The 16,752-nt window shown below is 65.3% G+C and carries 16 protein-coding genes; 9 read left to right on the top strand and 7 right to left on the bottom strand.

The window, feature by feature from the left end:
• The first annotated feature begins 60 nt into the window (after nucleotides 1-60).
• Nucleotides 61-702, top strand: coding sequence for a helix-turn-helix domain-containing protein (locus CVM73_RS08125; protein WP_167406708.1), 642 nt, complete (start codon nucleotides 61-63; stop codon nucleotides 700-702).
• Nucleotides 703-891: 189 nt separating this feature from the next.
• Here CVM73_RS08125 and CVM73_RS08120 read toward each other — a convergent pair whose 3' ends face one another.
• A complete protein-coding gene (locus tag CVM73_RS08120; protein WP_100231485.1) occupies nucleotides 892-2,157 on the bottom strand; it encodes a D-amino acid dehydrogenase in 1,266 nt (421 codons plus the stop codon).
• 65 nt (nucleotides 2,158-2,222) lie between these two features.
• A complete protein-coding gene (gene aptA, locus CVM73_RS08115; RefSeq protein WP_167406707.1) occupies nucleotides 2,223-3,551 on the bottom strand; it encodes an omega-aminotransferase AptA in 1,329 nt (442 codons plus the stop codon).
• Between the two features lie 147 nt (nucleotides 3,552-3,698).
• Between aptA and CVM73_RS08110 the strand changes: the two genes are divergently transcribed.
• Nucleotides 3,699-4,247 carry a cupin domain-containing protein gene (locus CVM73_RS08110; RefSeq protein ID WP_018646206.1) on the top strand — a complete coding sequence of 183 codons (549 nt, stop codon included), beginning with the start codon at nucleotides 3,699-3,701 and terminating at the stop codon, nucleotides 4,245-4,247.
• A gap of 279 nt (nucleotides 4,248-4,526) precedes the next feature.
• Here the strand turns inward: CVM73_RS08110 and CVM73_RS08100 are convergent, their stop codons facing one another.
• Genes CVM73_RS08100 through CVM73_RS08090 form a run of 3 tightly spaced genes read right to left on the bottom strand, consistent with a single transcriptional unit; the run spans nucleotide 4,527 to nucleotide 8,330 of the window.
• Nucleotides 4,527-6,788, bottom strand: coding sequence for a xanthine dehydrogenase family protein molybdopterin-binding subunit (locus tag CVM73_RS08100; RefSeq protein WP_100231483.1), 2,262 nt, complete (start codon nucleotides 6,786-6,788; stop codon nucleotides 4,527-4,529).
• Nucleotides 6,781-7,836: an FAD binding domain-containing protein gene (locus CVM73_RS08095; RefSeq protein ID WP_100231482.1), complete on the bottom strand. Its 1,056-nt coding sequence runs from the start codon at nucleotides 7,834-7,836 to the stop codon at nucleotides 6,781-6,783. Before CVM73_RS08095 ends, CVM73_RS08100 begins: the two co-directional genes overlap by 8 nt.
• Nucleotides 7,833-8,330, bottom strand: coding sequence for a (2Fe-2S)-binding protein (locus CVM73_RS08090; RefSeq protein ID WP_100231481.1), 498 nt, complete (start codon nucleotides 8,328-8,330; stop codon nucleotides 7,833-7,835). Before CVM73_RS08090 ends, CVM73_RS08095 begins: the two co-directional genes overlap by 4 nt.
• Before the next feature lie 251 nt (nucleotides 8,331-8,581).
• Here CVM73_RS08090 and CVM73_RS08085 point away from each other — a divergent pair, with 251 nt between their 5' ends.
• Nucleotides 8,582-9,220 carry a TetR/AcrR family transcriptional regulator gene (locus CVM73_RS08085; RefSeq protein WP_208639185.1) on the top strand — a complete coding sequence of 213 codons (639 nt, stop codon included), beginning with the start codon at nucleotides 8,582-8,584 and terminating at the stop codon, nucleotides 9,218-9,220.
• A 171-nt stretch (nucleotides 9,221-9,391) separates the two neighbouring features.
• Here CVM73_RS08085 and CVM73_RS08080 read toward each other — a convergent pair whose 3' ends face one another.
• Nucleotides 9,392-9,808 (bottom strand): RidA family protein, encoded by a 417-nt coding sequence (locus tag CVM73_RS08080; protein WP_100231479.1) that lies wholly within the window; start codon nucleotides 9,806-9,808, stop codon nucleotides 9,392-9,394.
• A 248-nt stretch (nucleotides 9,809-10,056) separates the two neighbouring features.
• On the opposite strand from CVM73_RS08080, the gene CVM73_RS08075 reads away from it, so the two are divergent.
• Nucleotides 10,057-11,136, top strand: a complete 1,080-nt coding sequence (locus tag CVM73_RS08075) for a serine hydrolase domain-containing protein (RefSeq protein ID WP_245452243.1) — start codon at nucleotides 10,057-10,059, stop codon at nucleotides 11,134-11,136.
• Between the two features lie 185 nt (nucleotides 11,137-11,321).
• A complete protein-coding gene (locus CVM73_RS08070; RefSeq protein ID WP_100231477.1) occupies nucleotides 11,322-11,729 on the top strand; it encodes a DUF4864 domain-containing protein in 408 nt (135 codons plus the stop codon).
• Here CVM73_RS08070 and CVM73_RS08065 read toward each other — a convergent pair.
• Complete coding sequence (locus tag CVM73_RS08065; RefSeq protein ID WP_245452242.1) at nucleotides 11,726-12,913, bottom strand: MFS transporter; 1,188 nt, start codon at nucleotides 12,911-12,913, stop codon at nucleotides 11,726-11,728. The genes CVM73_RS08070 and CVM73_RS08065 overlap by 4 nt on opposite strands.
• 251 nt (nucleotides 12,914-13,164) lie before the next feature.
• Between CVM73_RS08065 and CVM73_RS08060 the strand changes: the two genes are divergently transcribed.
• From CVM73_RS08060 to CVM73_RS08045, 4 genes are all read left to right on the top strand, one after another.
• On the top strand, nucleotides 13,165-13,581 hold the full coding sequence (locus CVM73_RS08060) for a hypothetical protein (RefSeq protein ID WP_245452241.1): 417 nt from the start codon (nucleotides 13,165-13,167) through the stop codon (nucleotides 13,579-13,581).
• A 74-nt stretch (nucleotides 13,582-13,655) separates the two neighbouring features.
• A complete protein-coding gene (locus tag CVM73_RS08055) occupies nucleotides 13,656-13,937 on the top strand; it encodes a hypothetical protein (RefSeq protein ID WP_100231476.1) in 282 nt (93 codons plus the stop codon).
• A 9-nt stretch (nucleotides 13,938-13,946) separates the two neighbouring features.
• Complete coding sequence (locus CVM73_RS08050; protein ID WP_100231475.1) at nucleotides 13,947-15,374, top strand: TolC family protein; 1,428 nt, start codon at nucleotides 13,947-13,949, stop codon at nucleotides 15,372-15,374.
• A 13-nt stretch (nucleotides 15,375-15,387) separates the two neighbouring features.
• On the top strand, nucleotides 15,388-16,725 hold the full coding sequence (locus tag CVM73_RS08045; protein ID WP_100231678.1) for a copper oxidase: 1,338 nt from the start codon (nucleotides 15,388-15,390) through the stop codon (nucleotides 16,723-16,725).
• Nucleotides 16,726-16,752 lie beyond the last annotated feature (27 nt).

Here is a 16,752-nt window from a genome sequence, read left to right as displayed (position 1 = left end):
CGATGCAAGCGGTTTTCATGCACATGAAGGAAGCGGTTTGACGTGAGCGGTGGCAAAAGAATGCGCAAACCGGCGGCCGCAAAGCCGGCCAGGAAGGTGAAAGCCAAAGCCATCGTCAAGCCGGCCGAGCCGGCGATGGACGTCGCGGTCGGCCGGCGCATCAGGGATCTCAGGCGGATCAGGCAATTCTCGCTGGAGACGGTCGCCGCGCGCACGGAGCTGTCGATCGGCTTTCTCAGCCAGATCGAGCGCGGCCTGTCGTCACCGTCGCTGCGCGTGCTGGCGACGCTCGCCGACGTGCTCGGCGTCGGCATCGCCGCGCTGTTCGGCGCGAGCCCGAGCAGCGACGGTGCATCGGACCAGGTGGTGACGCGCGGCCTGCAGCGGCCGGAGCTAAAACTCTGGCGCACGGGCGTTTCGAAGCAATTGCTGAGCCCGGCCAGCGCCGACAACAAGCTCAACCTGTTCCTGGTGCATCTGGAGCCCGGCGGCTCCACCGGCGACGAGCTCTACACCCATGATGGCGAGGAAGCCGGCCTGGTGCTCGAAGGCGAGATGATGCTGACGGTGGACAGCGAGACGTGGTCGCTGAAGACGGGTGACAGTTTTCGTTTTGCAAGTCGCCGGCCGCACCGGTTTTCCAACCCGGCGCAGGATGCGAAGGCCGTGGTGCTGTGGGTGAACTGCGTGACGGGGGCGTGAGCCTCCTCTTTCCGCGCGCACACTCTCAGCCCGTCATCCTGAGGTGCGATGCGTGGGACGCAACGCGTCCCACGGGGAGCCTCGAAGGATGCACGGCCCCGCTAGAGCCGGGCCGTCGCCCTTCGAGGGCCGCTGAAGAAGCGGCCACCTCAGGGTGACGGTGATGGAGCTATCCGCGGGGAGAGAGTTCTACCCGAACCGGTGCTTGTACCGATCCACCGTCAGCGCGCTGACATCGATGTCGGGCTTCTTGCCTGACAACATGTCGGCGAGCACGCGTCCCGAACCGCAGGACATGGTCCAGCCGAGCGTGCCGTGGCCGGTGTTGAGGTGGAGGTTGGCGTATTGCGTCGGGCCGATCACGGGCGGGCCGTCCGGCGTCATCGGACGCAGGCCGCTCCAGAACGTCGCCTTGGCGAGATCGCCGCCGCGCGGGAACAGGTCGGTCAGCGAGTGATCGAGCGTAGCCCGGCGCGCATCGTAGAGCTTGTCCGAATAGCCGGAGATTTCGGCGGTGCCGCCGACGCGGATGCGATTGCCGAGGCGGGTGATCGCGACCTTGTAGCTCTCGTCCATCACGGTCGATTCCGGCGCGCCGGAGGCGTCCTTGATCGGCACCGTGATCGAATAGCCCTTCACCGGATAGACCGGCAGCGAGATGCCGAGCGGCGCCACCAGCCGCGGCGACCAGCTGCCGAGCGCGAGCACGTAAGCGTCCGCCTGCAACAGGCCGGCGCTGGTGGCGACACCGCTGACGCGCGCACCGTCAGTGACGATGCGATCGATGCCGGTGTTGAACAGAAAACGCACGCCGAGCGCCTGGGCATGCTTGGCCAGCGACTGCGTGAACATGTGGCAATCGCCGGTCTCGTCCTGCGGCAGGCGGAGCCCGCCGACGAACTTCTCCTTCACGCTGCCGAGCGCCGGCTCGACCGCGATGCAGCCCTCGCGGCTCAGCACCTCGAAAGGAACGCCGTATTGCTTGAGCACGGCGATATCCTCGGCCGTGCCGTCGAGCTGGGACTGGTGCCGAAAAAGCTGCAGCGTGCCTTGCGACCGCTCGTCATACTGGATGCCGATGTCGCGGCGCAGATCGCGCAAGGCATCGCGGCTGTATTCCGCGATCGGAATCATCCGGCTCTTGTTGACCGCGTAGCGCGCGCTGGTGCAGTTGCGCAGCATCTTGAGCAGCCAGACCCACATGACAGGATCCAGCTTCGGCCGGATCACCAGCGGGCCGTGCTTCATCAACAGCCACTTGACCGCCTTCACCGGCACGCCGGGGCCGGCCCAGGGCGAGGAGTAGCCGGGCGACACCTCGCCGGCATTGGCGAAAGAGGTCTCCAGTGCCGGCTCCGGCTGACGGTCGACGACCGTCACCTCATGACCGGCACGAGCGAGGTAGTAGGCAGAGGTGACACCGATGACACCGCTGCCGAGGATCAGAACTTTCACGCTTCGTCAAACTCCCGCGGCGCTCGCCGCTGCAAGGACACAACTCGCAACGGCGAGAGCAATTATCAGGCCACCTTCTTGATGGCGTCGCCGAGGATCGAGACCATCTGGTCGATGTGGCTCTTCTCGACGATGAGCGGGGGCGACATGGCAACGGAGTCGCCGCCGGTGCGGAGATAGAGGCCGTTGTTGAAGCATTCGACAAGCATGTCGTAGCCGCGTGCGCCCACCGCGCCGTTGCGCGGTGCGAGCTCGACCGCGCCCATCAGGCCGCAATTGCGGATGTCGACGACGTTCGGCAGACCTTTGAGCGAATGCAGCGCATCGCGCCAGTATTCGGCGAGCGAGGCGCCGCGCGTGAGCAGGCCTTCGTCCTTGTAGATGTCGAGCGTCGCGATGCCCGCGGCGCAGGCGACCGGATGCGCCGAATAGGTGTAGCCATGGAACAGCTCGATCTGGTTCTCCGGGCCGGTCATCATGCCGTCGTGCACCTTGCGGCTCGCGAACACCGCGCCGCAGGGCACGGTGCCGTTGGTGATGCCCTTGGCCGTCGTCATCAGGTCCGGCGTGACGCCGAAGAAATTGGCGGCGAACGGCGTGCCGAGGCGGCCGAAGCCGGTGATGACCTCGTCGAAGATCAAGAGGATGCCGTGCTTGTCGCAGATCTCGCGCAGGCGCTGCAGATAGCCCTTCGGCGGCGGCAGCACCGCGGTCGAACCCGGCACCGGCTCGACGATGACGGCGGCAATCGTCTCGGCGCCGTGCAGGGCGACCAGACGCTCGAGATCGTCGGCGAGCTCGGCGCCATGCTCGGGCAGGTCCTTGGCGAAGGCGTTACGGGCGAGATCATGGGTGTGGCGGATGTGATCGACGCCGGGCAGCAGGGTCGTGAAGGCGCGGCGGTTGGCGACCATGCCGCCGACCGAGGTGCCGCCGAAGCCGACGCCGTGATAGCCGCGCTCGCGGCCGATCAGCCGGGTGCGGCTCGCCTGGCCGTTGGCGCGGTGATAGGCGAGCGCGATCTTCAGCGCGGTATCGACCGATTCCGAGCCGGAATTGGTGAAGAAGACGCGGTCGAGGCCATCAGGCGCGATCTCGGCGAGACGCTCGGCGAAGTCGAACGCCAGCGGATGGCCCATCTGGAACGACGGCGCGAAATCCAGCGTCATCAGCTGCCGCTCGACGGCGGCGGCGATCTGCTTGCGGCCGTGGCCGGCATTGACGCACCAGAGCCCGGCGGAGCCATCGATCACCTGGCGGCCGTCGACGCTGGTGTAGTACATGCCCTCGGCCGAGGAGAACAGGCGCGGCGCCTTCTTGAACTGCCGGTTCGCCGTGAACGGCATCCAGTACGAATCGGTCTTGATGGTGTTCGGGATCTGGTGAAGGGTCACGGCCGCGCTCCTTTGCTGACGGGCTAGCTGAGCCACGGCTTCGAAACCGCAACAAGTCCTTTTCTGACGACCTGCAAGCCATTGATTTGACTGGGGCTACCGGTCCATATTTGCGCGATCCGCAACACTTGCAACAGGGCTTGGGCCATGAGCGTCGACATCGGTGGACGGCTGCGATTCATCCGGGCGCGCCACAAGCTGTCACAGCGCGAGCTCGCCAAGCGCGCCGGGGTCACCAATTCGACGATCTCGCTGATCGAATCCAACCAGATGAACCCCTCGGTCGGCGCGCTCAAGCGCATCCTCGACGGCATCCCGATGGGGCTCGCCGAGTTCTTCGCGCTGGAGCCGGAGTCCAGGCGCAAGATCTTCTACCGCGCGGAGGAGCTGACCGAGGTCGGCAAGAAGCCGATCTCGTATCGCCAGGTCGGCGACAATCTGTTCGGCCGCAGCCTGCAGATCCTGAAGGAGCGTTACGAGCCCGGCAGCGACACCGGGCGCGTGCATCTCGTCCATGACGGCGAGGAAGGCGGCATCGTGATCTCGGGCAAGCTCGAAGTCACCGTCGAGGACGAGCGCCGCATCCTCAATCCCGGCGATGCCTATTATTTCGAGAGCCGCAGGCCGCATCGCTTCCGCTGCGTCGGCGGCAAGCCGTGCGAGGTGATCTCGGCCTGCACGCCGCCGACGTTTTGAGGGCGCTCCGCAAGAAGCTGCATTAAAGCGAAATTACTTTAGGTTGAATCGATTGCCGCCGCTCGTTCACCTCTCCCGCTTGCGGGAGAGGTCGGCGCGAAGCGCCGGGTGAGGGTTCTCACCTCTTGGGGACTGTCCCCTTGCGGAAGCACCCTCTCCCCAACCCTCTCCCGCAAGCGGGCGAGGGGGCGCACCTCCGTCGTTGCAGCGATCAAGCCTCATTTCATCGCGCTCTAGCGGGACGCGGCGGAGCGAGAAGATCTCGCCCCGCCCTCTGCTTCAACGCTGCGTCAGCAACTCCTCGATCCGGATCGGAAAGCGGCGGACGCGTACGCCGGTCGCGTGCCAGACGGCGTTGGCGACCGCGCCGGCACTACCGGTGATGCCGATCTCGCCGACGCCCTTGATGCCGAGCGCATTCACATGCGGATCGTGCTCCTCGACCGTGATGACGTCGAGCGGTGGCACGTCGGCATTCACGGGGATGTGGTACTCGCCAAGATTGGCGTTCATGATCCGCCCGGTACGGCGGTCGGTGACAGCCTCCTCGTGCAGCGCGAAGGACAGGCCCCAGATCATGCCGCCGAACAGCTGGCTCTGCACCATGCGCGGATTGACGATGCGCCCGGCGGCGAAGGCGCCGACCATGCGGCTGACGCGGACCTGGCCGAGCTCGGGATCGACCTTCACCTCCGCGAACACCGCGCCATGGGCGTGCATCGCATATTCCTCCATTGCCGCAGGATTCGGCGCGCCGGTGCCGCGCGCCTCGACCACGGCAACCCCGGCGCGCGCGAGAATTTCGCCATAGCTCTCGCCGCGGCTCTCGTCGTCACGCCGGACCAGCCTGCCGTCCCGCGCGATTACGCCCGCATTGCCGGCACCGAACAGCGGCGAGCGTTCATCGTTGGTAGCGAGATCGGCGAGTTTTGCGATCACGGCCGCACCGGCGCTGTGGATCGCCGCACCTGCGGTTGCCGTGTGCGCCGAGCCGCCGGCGATGCCGGCATCCGGCAGGTCGGAGGTGCCGGCCTTGAATTCCACGCGATCGATATCGAGGCCGACGGCATCGGCCGCGATCTGCGCCAGCGCCGTCCAGGCGCCCTGCCCCATGTCATGTGCGCCGATCTCCATCTCGCCCGAGCCGTCGCGGCGGATCGCCGCGCGTGCTTCGGCCTGGAACATCAGCGCCGGGAAGGTCGCGGTGCCCATGCCCCAGCCGACCAGGAGGCCGGCATCGTCGCGCAGCTGCCGCGGCTGGAGCGGACGCTTCGCCCAGCCGAACCGCGCAGCGCCCTGTTCGTAGCACGCGCGCAGCGCCTTGGACGAGAACGGCTTGCCGGAGATCGGCTCGACCTCGGCGTAGTTCTTGAGGCGGAAGGCGAGCGGATCCATGCCGCAGGCCCAAGCCATCTCGTCGATCGCGCTCTCGAGCGCGATCGAGCCTGTCGCCTCGCCCGGCGCGCGCATGAACAGCGGCGTGCCGGTATTGACGCGCACGGCATCGTGCGAGGTGCGGATCGCAGGCGAGGCGTAGAGCGCGTGCGAGGCGCCGGCGGCGGGCTCGTAGAAGTCGTCGAAGGTGCTCGACACCGTTCGCGCGTGATGGTCGAGCGCAGTCAGGCGCCCCTTGCCATCGGTGCCGAGGCGCAGCCGCTGGCGGGTCGGCGCGCGATGGCCGACCGGGCCGTACATCTGCTCGCGGCGCAGCACCAGCTTGACGGGCCTGCCGACCAGCTTGGCAGCCATGATGCCGAGGGTTGGCGGGCCGGCCATCAGTCCCTTGGAGCCGAAGCCGCCGCCGAGAAACGGGCTGCGGATGTGGATCTTGTCGTGCGTGATGCCGAACAATTCGGCGATGCGCGCCAGCGACATCATCAGACCCTGGGTCGGCATGTCGACCGACAGATTGTCGCCGTCCCAGCTGGCGACGATGGCGTGCGGCTCCAGCGCGTTGTGATATTGCGGCGGCGTCTCGTAAACCGCCTCGATCTGCTTCTCGGCCGAGGCAAGGCCCGCCTCGACATCGCCGTGATGATGCTCCGCGGGGTTGCCGACACCGACGACCGGCGGCACGAAGCTCTCGCCGGCATCGAGGCCGACCCGTGCCGGCAGCACCTCATAGCGCGGCGCCAGCAGCGCCGTGCCTTCCGTTGCGGCCTCCAGCGTCTCGGCAATCACGACCGCGATCGGCTGGTTGGCGTAGCGGACCTCATTGCTCTGCAACACCTCCATCCGGAACACGAAAGGATTGGTCTTGATCTCGGGGTCGATCGCCAGCCGTGGCTTGTGGTCGGACGTCATGACGTCGACCACGCCGGGATGGCGCTTGGCGGCAGCGACATCGAGCGAGACCACGCGGCCGTGCGCGATGCTCGATACGGCCATGACCGCAAACAGCATGCCGGGTGGATGATTGTCCGCGGCATAGGTTGCCCGCCCCGTGACCTTGAGGATGCCGTCACGGCGGGTCAGCGGCTGGCCGATATTCGAGCCGTGCCGCAGATGGGCGGGAGCGCTGGTGAGATTCAGCTCAGGCATGGATGGCTCCGGAGATCGAGGTAAAGGGAGAGGCCGGCAGCGCGGGGATACGCGCTGGCGTACCGGCGGCGGCGAGGAGCAGCGCGCGCACGACGATGCGGCGCGCGAGCTCGATCTTGAAGGCGTTGTCGCCGGACGGTTTTGCCTCGGCGAGCGCACGGAAGGCCGCCTCCTGGAACGCGTCTGCGGAAGGCGCAACATTCCTGAGCACGTCCTCCGCTGCGCGAGCGCGCCAGGGCTTTGCGGCGACACCACCGAGTGCAAGCCGCGCCTCCGCGATGCTGCCGTTCTCGATCCGCAGCGCAGCGGCGGCCGAGACGACGGCGAAGGCGTAGGAGGTGCGCTCGCGAACCTTGAGGTAGCGCGCATGCGCGGCAAAGCCGCACGCGGCGGGCGGCAGGCGCACCGCGACGATGAGGTCGCCGGGCTCCAGCGCGGACTCGCGCTCGGGCGCATCGCCCGGCAGGCGATGCAGTTCGTCGAGCGCGATCTCGCGCCGGCCGTTCCTGCCCTCGATCTCCACGACCGCGTCGAGCGCGACCAGGGGCACGCAGAAGTCGGACGGATGCGTGGCGATGCAGCTCTCGCTCCAGCCGAGCACGGCATGGCTGCGGTTCTCGCCGTCGCGGGCGTCGCAGCCGGAGCCGGCTTCGCGCTTGTTGCAGCGGCTGGCGGTGTCGTAGAAATACGCGCAGCGCGTCCGTTGCAGGAGATTGCCGCCGACGGTCGCGGCGTTGCGCAGTTGCGCGGACGCACCGGAAAGCAGTGCTTCCGCCACCGCGGGATAGGACCTGGCGAATTCGGCGTCATGTGCGAGGTCGGCGTTGCGCACGAGCGCGCCGATACGCAACGCCCCGTCGGCGAGGCGTTCGATGCCATCGAGTCCATCGAGATGCGTGACGTCGACGAGACGATCCGGATGGCTGACACCGCCCTTCATCAGATCGAGCAGGTTGGTGCCGGCTGCAAGATAGACGGCGCCCGGCTGGGCCGCGGCAGCGACGGCTTCAGTGACCGTGGCGGGCCTGACGTAATCGAACTGTTTCATGCGGAGCGCCTCTGATTGGTCTCGTCCATGCCGGCCTGCGCCTCCAGCACGGCATCGACGATGCCGGCATAGGCGCCGCAGCGGCACAGATTGCCGCTCATGCATTCGCGGACGCGTTCGGGATCATTGCCGGCCTGGCCTTCGCGCATCATGCCGATCGCGCTCATGATCTGGCCGGGCGTGCAGAAGCCGCACTGAAAGCCGTCATGGGCGATGAAGGCGGCCTGCGCGGGATGAAGCTGGTCGCCGCGCGCGACGCCTTCGATGGTGAGGATGTCGGCGCCGTTGTGGCTGATGGCGAGCGCGAGGCAGGAGTTGATGCGCTTGCCGTCGACCAGAATGGTGCAGGCGCCGCATTGGCCGCGGTCGCATCCCTTCTTGGTTCCGGTCAGATGGAGGCGCTCACGCAGGAGATCGAGCAGCGTGACGCGCGGATCGTCGAGGACGAAGTCGCGCCGCGCACCGTTCACGGTGAGGCTGATGGAGTGGTTCATACAAGGCTCCGATCAGATATGGACATGAGTGATCGCGCAGCGCGCCACCGCCGTGGCCGCCGTCGATACCGCGCCGCCCGAACATGATGCGGGCCAACGCTCGCGTGAAGATACGGAGGCACCCTCCGTTTAACAAGGTCGCCAGGAAATATTTGGAATTCGTCAAAACACCGTGCGCATACAACGCGATGCAGCCCCACAAGGGTTCAAGAAGGGTTCAATCTAACCAATTCGTGATCTACATTGCCGGCATGGATGATCACACCGACCAGACCCGCAAGCCCCGCGCCGACGCCGTGCGCAATCGCGAGCGCGTGCTCGAAGCGGCCAAGGTGGTGTTCAGCGCGGGCGGCCCCGAAGCGAGCCTGGAGGCCGTGGCCAAACGCGCCGGCGTCGGCATCGGCACGCTTTATCGGCACTTTCCGACGCGCGAGGATCTGTTCGAGGCGGTCTACCGGCGCGAGGTCGAGCAGCTCAGCGAGCTGGCCGAGCAACTGAAGAATGCCAAGGACCCGGTCGACGCGCTGCGGCGCTGGCTGCGCTCCAACGTCGAATTCGTCGCCACCAAGAAAGGCATGTCGGCCGCGCTGGCGCTGACGTTCCAGAGCTCGTCGGAGCTCGCGGCATTCTCGATGGACCGGCTGACCAAGGCGATCGGCTCGTTGCTCGATCGCGCGGTTGCGGCCGGCCAGATGCGCGGCGATGTCAGTCCGGAGGATCTGCTGAGGGCGCTCGTCGGCATGTGCTACATGCACGACCAGCCCGGCTGGCAATCCTCGGTGCTGCGGATGCTCGACGTGTTCGTGGACGGATTGCGGGTGCAGCCGCCCAGCAAGATCAAGGCGCGCCCGTCCAAGACGACGAATCCGGCGACAACGCGAAAGCGCTAGGCCGTGTACTCATAAAAGGAATGTCGGCTCCTGAGGGCCAAGCGGACATCTGCTGATCGGCCAGAACATTACTGCTTGTGGCCCGCAGCGGACCTTGTCGCGCAGCCCACCAACCGTCTGCTTGTGACCCGAAGCTGACGTAGTCGGGCGATGCGCGTGGCGTTTAATCGTCTAGGCTTTTGCCAGATAAACTACAGATGGTTCCACCTCGACAAGAAATTCATCGTTCGCGAGGCTTGGCACTCCAATCCATGTAGCACACGGCGGATTGTCACCGAACATCGCTCTGAGTGCGCCGCTAATGGCCTCGCCCTCGTGCATATGGCTTTGCTTTATGTAGAGCCGCAATGCACCGACCTGATCAAGTTTTGCGCCTACCGATGCAAGTGCGACAGCGAGGTTCTCCAAGCTCTTTCGGAGTTGGCGCCCGATATCTCCCGCGCCCACGACCTTTCGATCGGCGTCCCAGGCGACTTGGCCGGACACGTGCACGGTGTCGCCGAAGGGCGTCGGGATAACTACCACTTGCGCGAATCCATAGTGCAGGCTGTCAAAGATTCCGGTCGAAGAATGTACCCGTCGGCTCATGGGCGCTCCTTAGTCAGGGTGGCCCAATCAGCGACGCCACCGCTCTGCAAATAGACCACATGAATATATAAGGGAAACTTCGGCTTTTGGCCCGTAGAGGACCTTTACGGCGACGCCCGCTAAAGGCTGCTTCTGACCCGAAGCTGACATTCCCGGATAAGTTGATATTATAAAGCGGCACTCCCAGATGAGGCGCTCCGGCCATGCTAAATCGCCGCCAAATACTTTCAGGCATAGGAACAATGGCTATGGGGACGCCGATCCTGCCGGTTTTGGGGCAGCGATCGTCCACGGATACTTCTGACAAATTCGCTAGCGACGTGATCCGAAAGCTCGACCAAGCGATGGCCGAGCGGCGCATCTGGAATCTCCACGGGCTCGTCGTTGTGCAAAACGATAACCTAATTGTTGAACGCTATTTCGAGGGGCAAGATCACGAGAGAGGCGTTGGCGATATCGGGACCGTAAAGTTTGACGCGAATACGATACACGATCTGCGATCCTGCTCGAAAAGCATTGTTGCGTTGCTCTACGGAATCGCCCTTCAATTTGGGAAGGTACCGGCGCCAGAGGTAAGCCTGATTTCGGCGTTTCCCGAGTATGATCTCGCCAACGAGCAACGCTCGCCCATAACTATCCACCATGCTCTTTCAATGACGATGGGTACGGATTGGGACGAAACCAGCTTGCCCTATGAGGATACACGCAACAGCGAAATCGCGATGGACAGCGCGCCAGACCGCTACCGTTACATATTGGAGCGCCCAGCAATCGACACTCCGGGGATGCATTGGACCTACTGCGGCGGCGCCACGGCTTTGCTCGCTCGCTTGATCTCAAAAGGGTCAGGCAAATCCCCACATGAATTCGCACGCGAGTTTCTTTTCGAGCCGCTCGGCATGGGTCCGACTAAATGGGCCACCACACAGGACGGCGAGCCAATAGCTGCATCGGGCGCTCGCATGTCCGTGCGCGACCTCGCAAAGATCGGGACGTTGATGCTTCACGGCGGTCGGCATGACGACCGTCAGATTGTTCCCGCTGAGTGGATTCGTCGCTGCACTACGCCCACCGTGAGTTGCGACGAACTGCGGCGCTACGGCTATCAATGGTTTTTGCTAGATGTGTCATTCGGGAAACCAAAAGGATGGGCCGTAGGAAGATTGGAGCGCATGTGCATGGCGCAAGGCGAAGGCGGGCAGCGTTTGTATATTATACCGGCCCTTCAGCTAGTCATTGCCTTGACATCCGGAAATTATGGGACTGACGATCAGGGCGTCCCTCCTACCCGTATTCTGCGTGAGGTGGTTCTGGCGAGCATATCCTGAGCGTTTCCACGTGTCCGCTCTTGGCCCATCGGTGCCCCTCAACGACCTCTGCTGTTCGTGCCGCTGGTGAGGGATGAGCGGGCATCTGGAGCACCCAAGCTAAGCGCGTGATCTATGAGTACACGCCCTGGCGCCGCAGATGTGCTACGATCGCCTTCGCCCGGGATATCAACGCGGAGCCTGTCATGCGCATCGCAGCCTTGCTGGTCGCTCTCATTGTTGCCTGTAGTCACGCTTCAGCGTTTGCCGGCGACGTCGCGACGGCCCAAAGCGTCATCCGCGCCCAGGAGCAGGCCTTCGTTCGCGACGATGCGACGGCGGCCTATTCCTATGCGGCGCCTGCGATCAAGGAAATCTTTCCCGCTCCAGACATCTTCATGTCCATGGTGCAGAACGGCTACGCGCCGGTCTATCGTCACAAGAGTTTCGAATTTGGCGAGAGCAAGACCGATGGCGGCTGGATCGCCCAGCGCGTCCATATCATCGACGCCAATGGCGAGGCCTGGGAGGCGCTTTACACGCTCGAGCAGCAGGGCGACGGCAGCTACAAGATCACCGGCTGCTCGCTGCTGAAGGCGGGACAGTCCGTTTAGGTGGCAAAACCCGGCCCGGTCTTGACCGAGCCCATCCGCGCGCGGATCAGCAGCAGCACGACGATGCCGATGTTCAGCGCATTCCACGCCACGCCGTTGGCGAACGCCGCGGCATACGAGCCGGTGGCATCGAAGATGACGCCGGACACCCAGCCGCCGAAGGACATGCCGAACACGGAGGCGAAGATCACGATGCCGACGCGGGTCGCCGCTTCGCTCGCCGGCATCGCCTCGCGCACGATGATGGCGTAGCTCGGCACGATGCCGCCCTGGAACAGGCCGAACATCGCGGAGATCAGATACAGCGAAGTAAGGCTGTCGAAGAACAGATAGAACACCAGCGCAAAGCCCTGCGCCAGTGATCCCACCAGCAGCGTGCGGATGCCGCCGATCTTGTCGGCGAGATAGCCGGAGCCGATCCGGCTGACGATGCCGCAGCCCATCATCAGCGACAGCATCTCGGCGCCGCGCGCCACGCCATAACCGAGATCACCGCAATAGGCGACGATGTGCACCTGCGGCATCGCCATGGCGACGCAGCAGGAGATGCTGGCGATCGAGAGCAGCACCGTCAGTGTGTTGGTCGACAGCTTCAGATCGACCCGCGGCGGCGGTGCGTTGGCGTGATCGCGGATATGGTCGTCGCCCATCTGCGCGCGCAGCACGATCACCAGAAGCGCCATCGTGCTCGCGCAGACGATGCCGATGCCGATATGGGTGGAGCGCCAGCCAATCTCCTGCGTGCCCCAGCTCACGATCGGCGGCCACATCGCGCCGGCGACATAATTGCCGCTGGCGACGATGGTCACGGCCAGTCCGCGATAGCGCTCGAACCAGTGCGAGGCTTCGGCCATCAGCGGCGCGAAGGTCGCGGAGGTGCCGAGGCCGATGAGGAAGTAGGCGGCCACGAATTGCCAGAGCTGGCCCGACAGCCCCGCGAGCACATTGGCAACGCCGAGGAAGGCGATGCTGATCGCCATCGCCGGCACGATGCCGAACCGGTCGGTGATCTTGCCGGCGATCACGCCGCCAAGCCCGAAGCCGAACATCATGAGGGTGAAGGCCAGCGACACCGCGCCGCGCGTGGCAGCGAATTCGGCCTGCACCACGGGAATCACGACCACGACCGCCCACATGCCGACGGCGCCGATCGAGCCGATCACAAGGGCAACGACGAGGCGCACCCAGGCCTGACGGGAGTCAGGGGTGAAGGAAGCAGGTGTTTGCCCTGGATGGTTTGGCGCGTGCACGGGCGGACCATGTTCGTGGATCGCCACATGGTCAAGCAGCGTGGCGCGATATTGGGCATGCGCGGTGCACTGCGGTAATAAGCACTTGGCGAATGCGTCTTTTGCCATTAGTTTGCAACAAGCGTGTGCAAACATTGGCGCGCGAGGAGCATATCGGCGGGATGTTGTTGCGATTGACGCGATCGATGCGGATCAGGGTGGGGCGCCTTGTCGCCCTCGCCTATCTGTTCTGCGTGCTCGCGCCGGCGGCAAGCCTCGCTTGGGGCAGCGGTCCAGCACCGTGCCTCGACGAAGCACGCCTTGCCGATCTCGTGCCGGCGCATCACCAGATGGCGAGCCATGTTCATGGCGATGCCTCGCACGAACATGCGGGAACCTACGCGCATCACCAGACTGCCGCAAAGGATATCCCCGCCCAGCATCGTCATGGCGGCAAGGGAACCGTGGGTTCGTGTTGTGGGATGATGTGCGTCAGCGCGCTGCCGGCCGATCTGCCTGAAGTCGCCAAGCCGCTTCTGCCTGTCTCCGCCTGCGCGCCCGAGATCATGGCCAGCCTGCACAGCGCGGCGCCGCCGCAGCACTACCGCCCCCCCATCGCCTGATCTGACGCGACGATTTCGGGCCGAGCGCGCTTTTTGCGCGCGCGAACCTGTGGTCTCCAGATCAAGGACTGGTCATGTTTGCGCTTTCCGGGGCGAAGTCCGCCGCATCTGCGGTGGAGCGACGATATTTTCGAATCAATTGCCCGCTGCTCGCCTTTGCCGCGCTGGCGCTGTCCGGCTGCATGCCGGCAACGACACAGCTCGCCAGCGCCGACCCCGCCGATCCGACGGCGAAGGTGGCGCGCATCGGCTATCGCTCGACCATTGCGCCCTATACCAGCCTACGGCCCGCGACGCCGGCGCCGTGGCGCGGCCGCAACGACGCGGTGACGCCGCAGCCGAAGCAAGACCGATAGGAGCGCGCCATGACACGCCATCTTGCGCGCGGCCTGCTCGTCCTTGCTGCGTTCAGCGTTTCCGGCTGCGCCGCGTTCTCGCCCGACGGCGGCATGACCACAGTCTCGGATCTGACGAGCCAGACCATCAACAAGGACGTCGCCTTTGTGCGAACAGCCGAGGGCGCCAGCGCGGTCGACGCGCGCGTTCGCCAGCTGCTGTCGCGGACGCTCAGCGCGGACGCGGCCGTGCAGATCGCGCTGCTCAACAACAAGGGACTGCAGGCCGCCTATAACGAGCTGGCGCTGGCCGAGACCGATCTCGTCGAGCAGAGCCTGCCGCCCAATCCGGTATTCTCGATCTCGCGGATCTCAGGCAATGGCGCCAGCGAGATCGAGCGCCAGGTGGTCGGCGACATCCTCGCGCTCGCCACCCTGCCGTTCCGCTCCGACATCGCCCGCGACCGCTTCCGCGGAGCGCAGTTGCGCGCGGCCCTGGCGACGCTGCGGCTCGCCGCCGACGTGCGCCGCGCCTATGTCCGCACTGTCGCCGGCAACGAGATGGTGGTGCTGCTGACGGATGCGAAGGCGACGGCGGAATCGACCGCACAGCTCGCGGTCAAGCTCGGCGAGACCGGCTCGCTCAACAAGCTCGACCAGGCCCGCGAGCAGGTGTTTTACGCCGAGACCACCGCCGACCTCGCCACCGCGCGGCAGACGGCGACGAGCGCGCGCGAAAGGCTGGCGCGCCTGATGGGGCTGTGGGACGACGGTCTCGACTTCCGCCTCCCCAATCAACTGCCGCCGCTGCCGCGCCGGCCCCAGGCATTGCCCTCGATCGAGGCCGACGCGGTCGCCCATCGCATCGACCTGCAGATCGCGCGGCTGGAGCTGACGGCGCTGGCAAAGTCGCTGAACCTCACTGAAGCGACCCGTTTCGTGACGCTGCTCGATCTCGCCGGCATCTCCCGCCGCACCCAGGATCCGGAAGGGCCGCCGTTCCGCGAACGAGGCTTCGACGTCCAGTTCCAGATTCCGATCTTCGACGGCGGCGAGGTGCGCGTGCGCCAGGCGGCGGAGAGTTATAACTTTGCCTTCAATCGCCTGACCGAGCGCGCCATCAACGTTCGCTCCGAGGCGCGCGATGCTTATCGTGTCTATCGCTCCAGCTACGACATCGCCAGCCACTACCAGCGCGAGATCATCCCCTTGCGCAAGATCATCACCGAGGAGATGCAGCTGCGCTTCTCCAGCATGCAGGTCGACATCTTCGCGCTGCTCACCGAGGCGCGGCAGCGCCTGGCGGCGCTGCGCGGCGCCATCGACGCCAGGCAGAGATTCTTCCTCGCCCAGGCCGATTTGCAGACCGCCGTCAATGGCGGCGGCGCGCCGGCGGCCGTCAGCGACAATCCAACCACCATCGCCGCGGCAGCACCTGCCGATGGCGGCGGCCACTGAGATGGAGGCCAAGATGTTTTCCCGCCGAGGATTTTTGGGCACCGCCGCGCTTGCCGGCGCGTCGGCTATTCAAGGCCGCGTGCAGGCCGCCTCGATTCCGGAAGCCCCCACCATGGACCAGGTGGTGATGCAGCCGCCGCTGCATCCGAGCAGCGGCCCGGACTATCGCCCCGTGGTCACGCTGAACGGCTGGTCGCTGCCGTTCCGCATGAACGGCGACTGGAAGGAATTCCATCTCGTCGCAGAACCGGTGGTGCGCGAGTTCGCCGAAGGCATGAAGGTGAATCTGTGGGGCTACAACGGGCAGTCGCCGGGCCCGACGATCGAGGCCGTCGAGGGCGACAAGGTCCGCATCTTCGTCACCAACCGACTGCCCGAATACACCACCGTGCACTGGCACGGCATGATCATTCCGAGCGGAATGGACGGCGTCGGCGGATTGAACCAGCCGCACATCGAGCCGGGCAAGACCTTCGTCTACGAATTCGAGATGAAGAAGAGCGGAACCTTCATGTACCACCCGCATTCCGACGAGATGGTGCAGATGGCGATGGGCATGATGGGCATGGTGGTCGTGCATCCGCGCGATCCGGGCTTCCGCGCCGTCGACCGCGACTTCGTGTTCGTGATGAGCACCTATCGCGTCGACCCCGGCACCTATCTTCCGCATGTCAACGAGATGACCGACTTCAACATGTGGACCTGGAACGCGCGGGTGTTTCCCGGGATCGATCCGCTGCCGGTCAGGCTCGGCGACAAGGTGCGCGTGCGCATGGGCAATCTCAGCATGACCAATCATCCGATCCACCTGCACGGCCACGCCTTTGCGGTGACCTGCACCGACGGCGGCTGGATTTCCGAGAGCGCACAGATTCCCGAGACGACGACCGACGTGCCGGTCGGCGCTGTCAGGGTGTTCGACGTGCTCGCCGACAATCCCGGCGACTGGGCGTTCCATTGCCACAAGTCGCACCACACCATGAACGCGATGGGACACGACGTGCGCAACCTCATCGGCGTGTCGCGCAAGGATCTCGCCAAGGCCGTCGGCAAGCTCGCGCCTGACGGCATGGCCATGGGCTCGACCGGCATGGCGATGGGCAACATGGAGATGCCCGCGCCCGACAACACGCTGCCGATGATGACCGGCACCGGCCAGTTCGGGCCGATCGAGATGGGCGGCATGTTCACGGTGATGAAGATCCGCGAAGACCTCGCGCGCGACGATTACCGCGATCCCGGTCCGTACAAATTCCCGCAAGGCACCGTCGCCTACGAGGTCGCGGCGCCGGCCGCAGAGCCGGCCCGGCAAAAACCCGGCGGCTCGCCGATGAAGAACATGAAGATGTGAGCGTTTCGATGAACCACCAACTGGAGA

Origin of the sequence: Bradyrhizobium forestalis, from assembly GCF_002795245.1 — a bacterium.
GTDB classification, from domain to species: domain Bacteria; phylum Pseudomonadota; class Alphaproteobacteria; order Rhizobiales; family Xanthobacteraceae; genus Bradyrhizobium; species Bradyrhizobium forestalis.
This window is presented reverse-complemented; position numbering and strand designations above follow the sequence as displayed.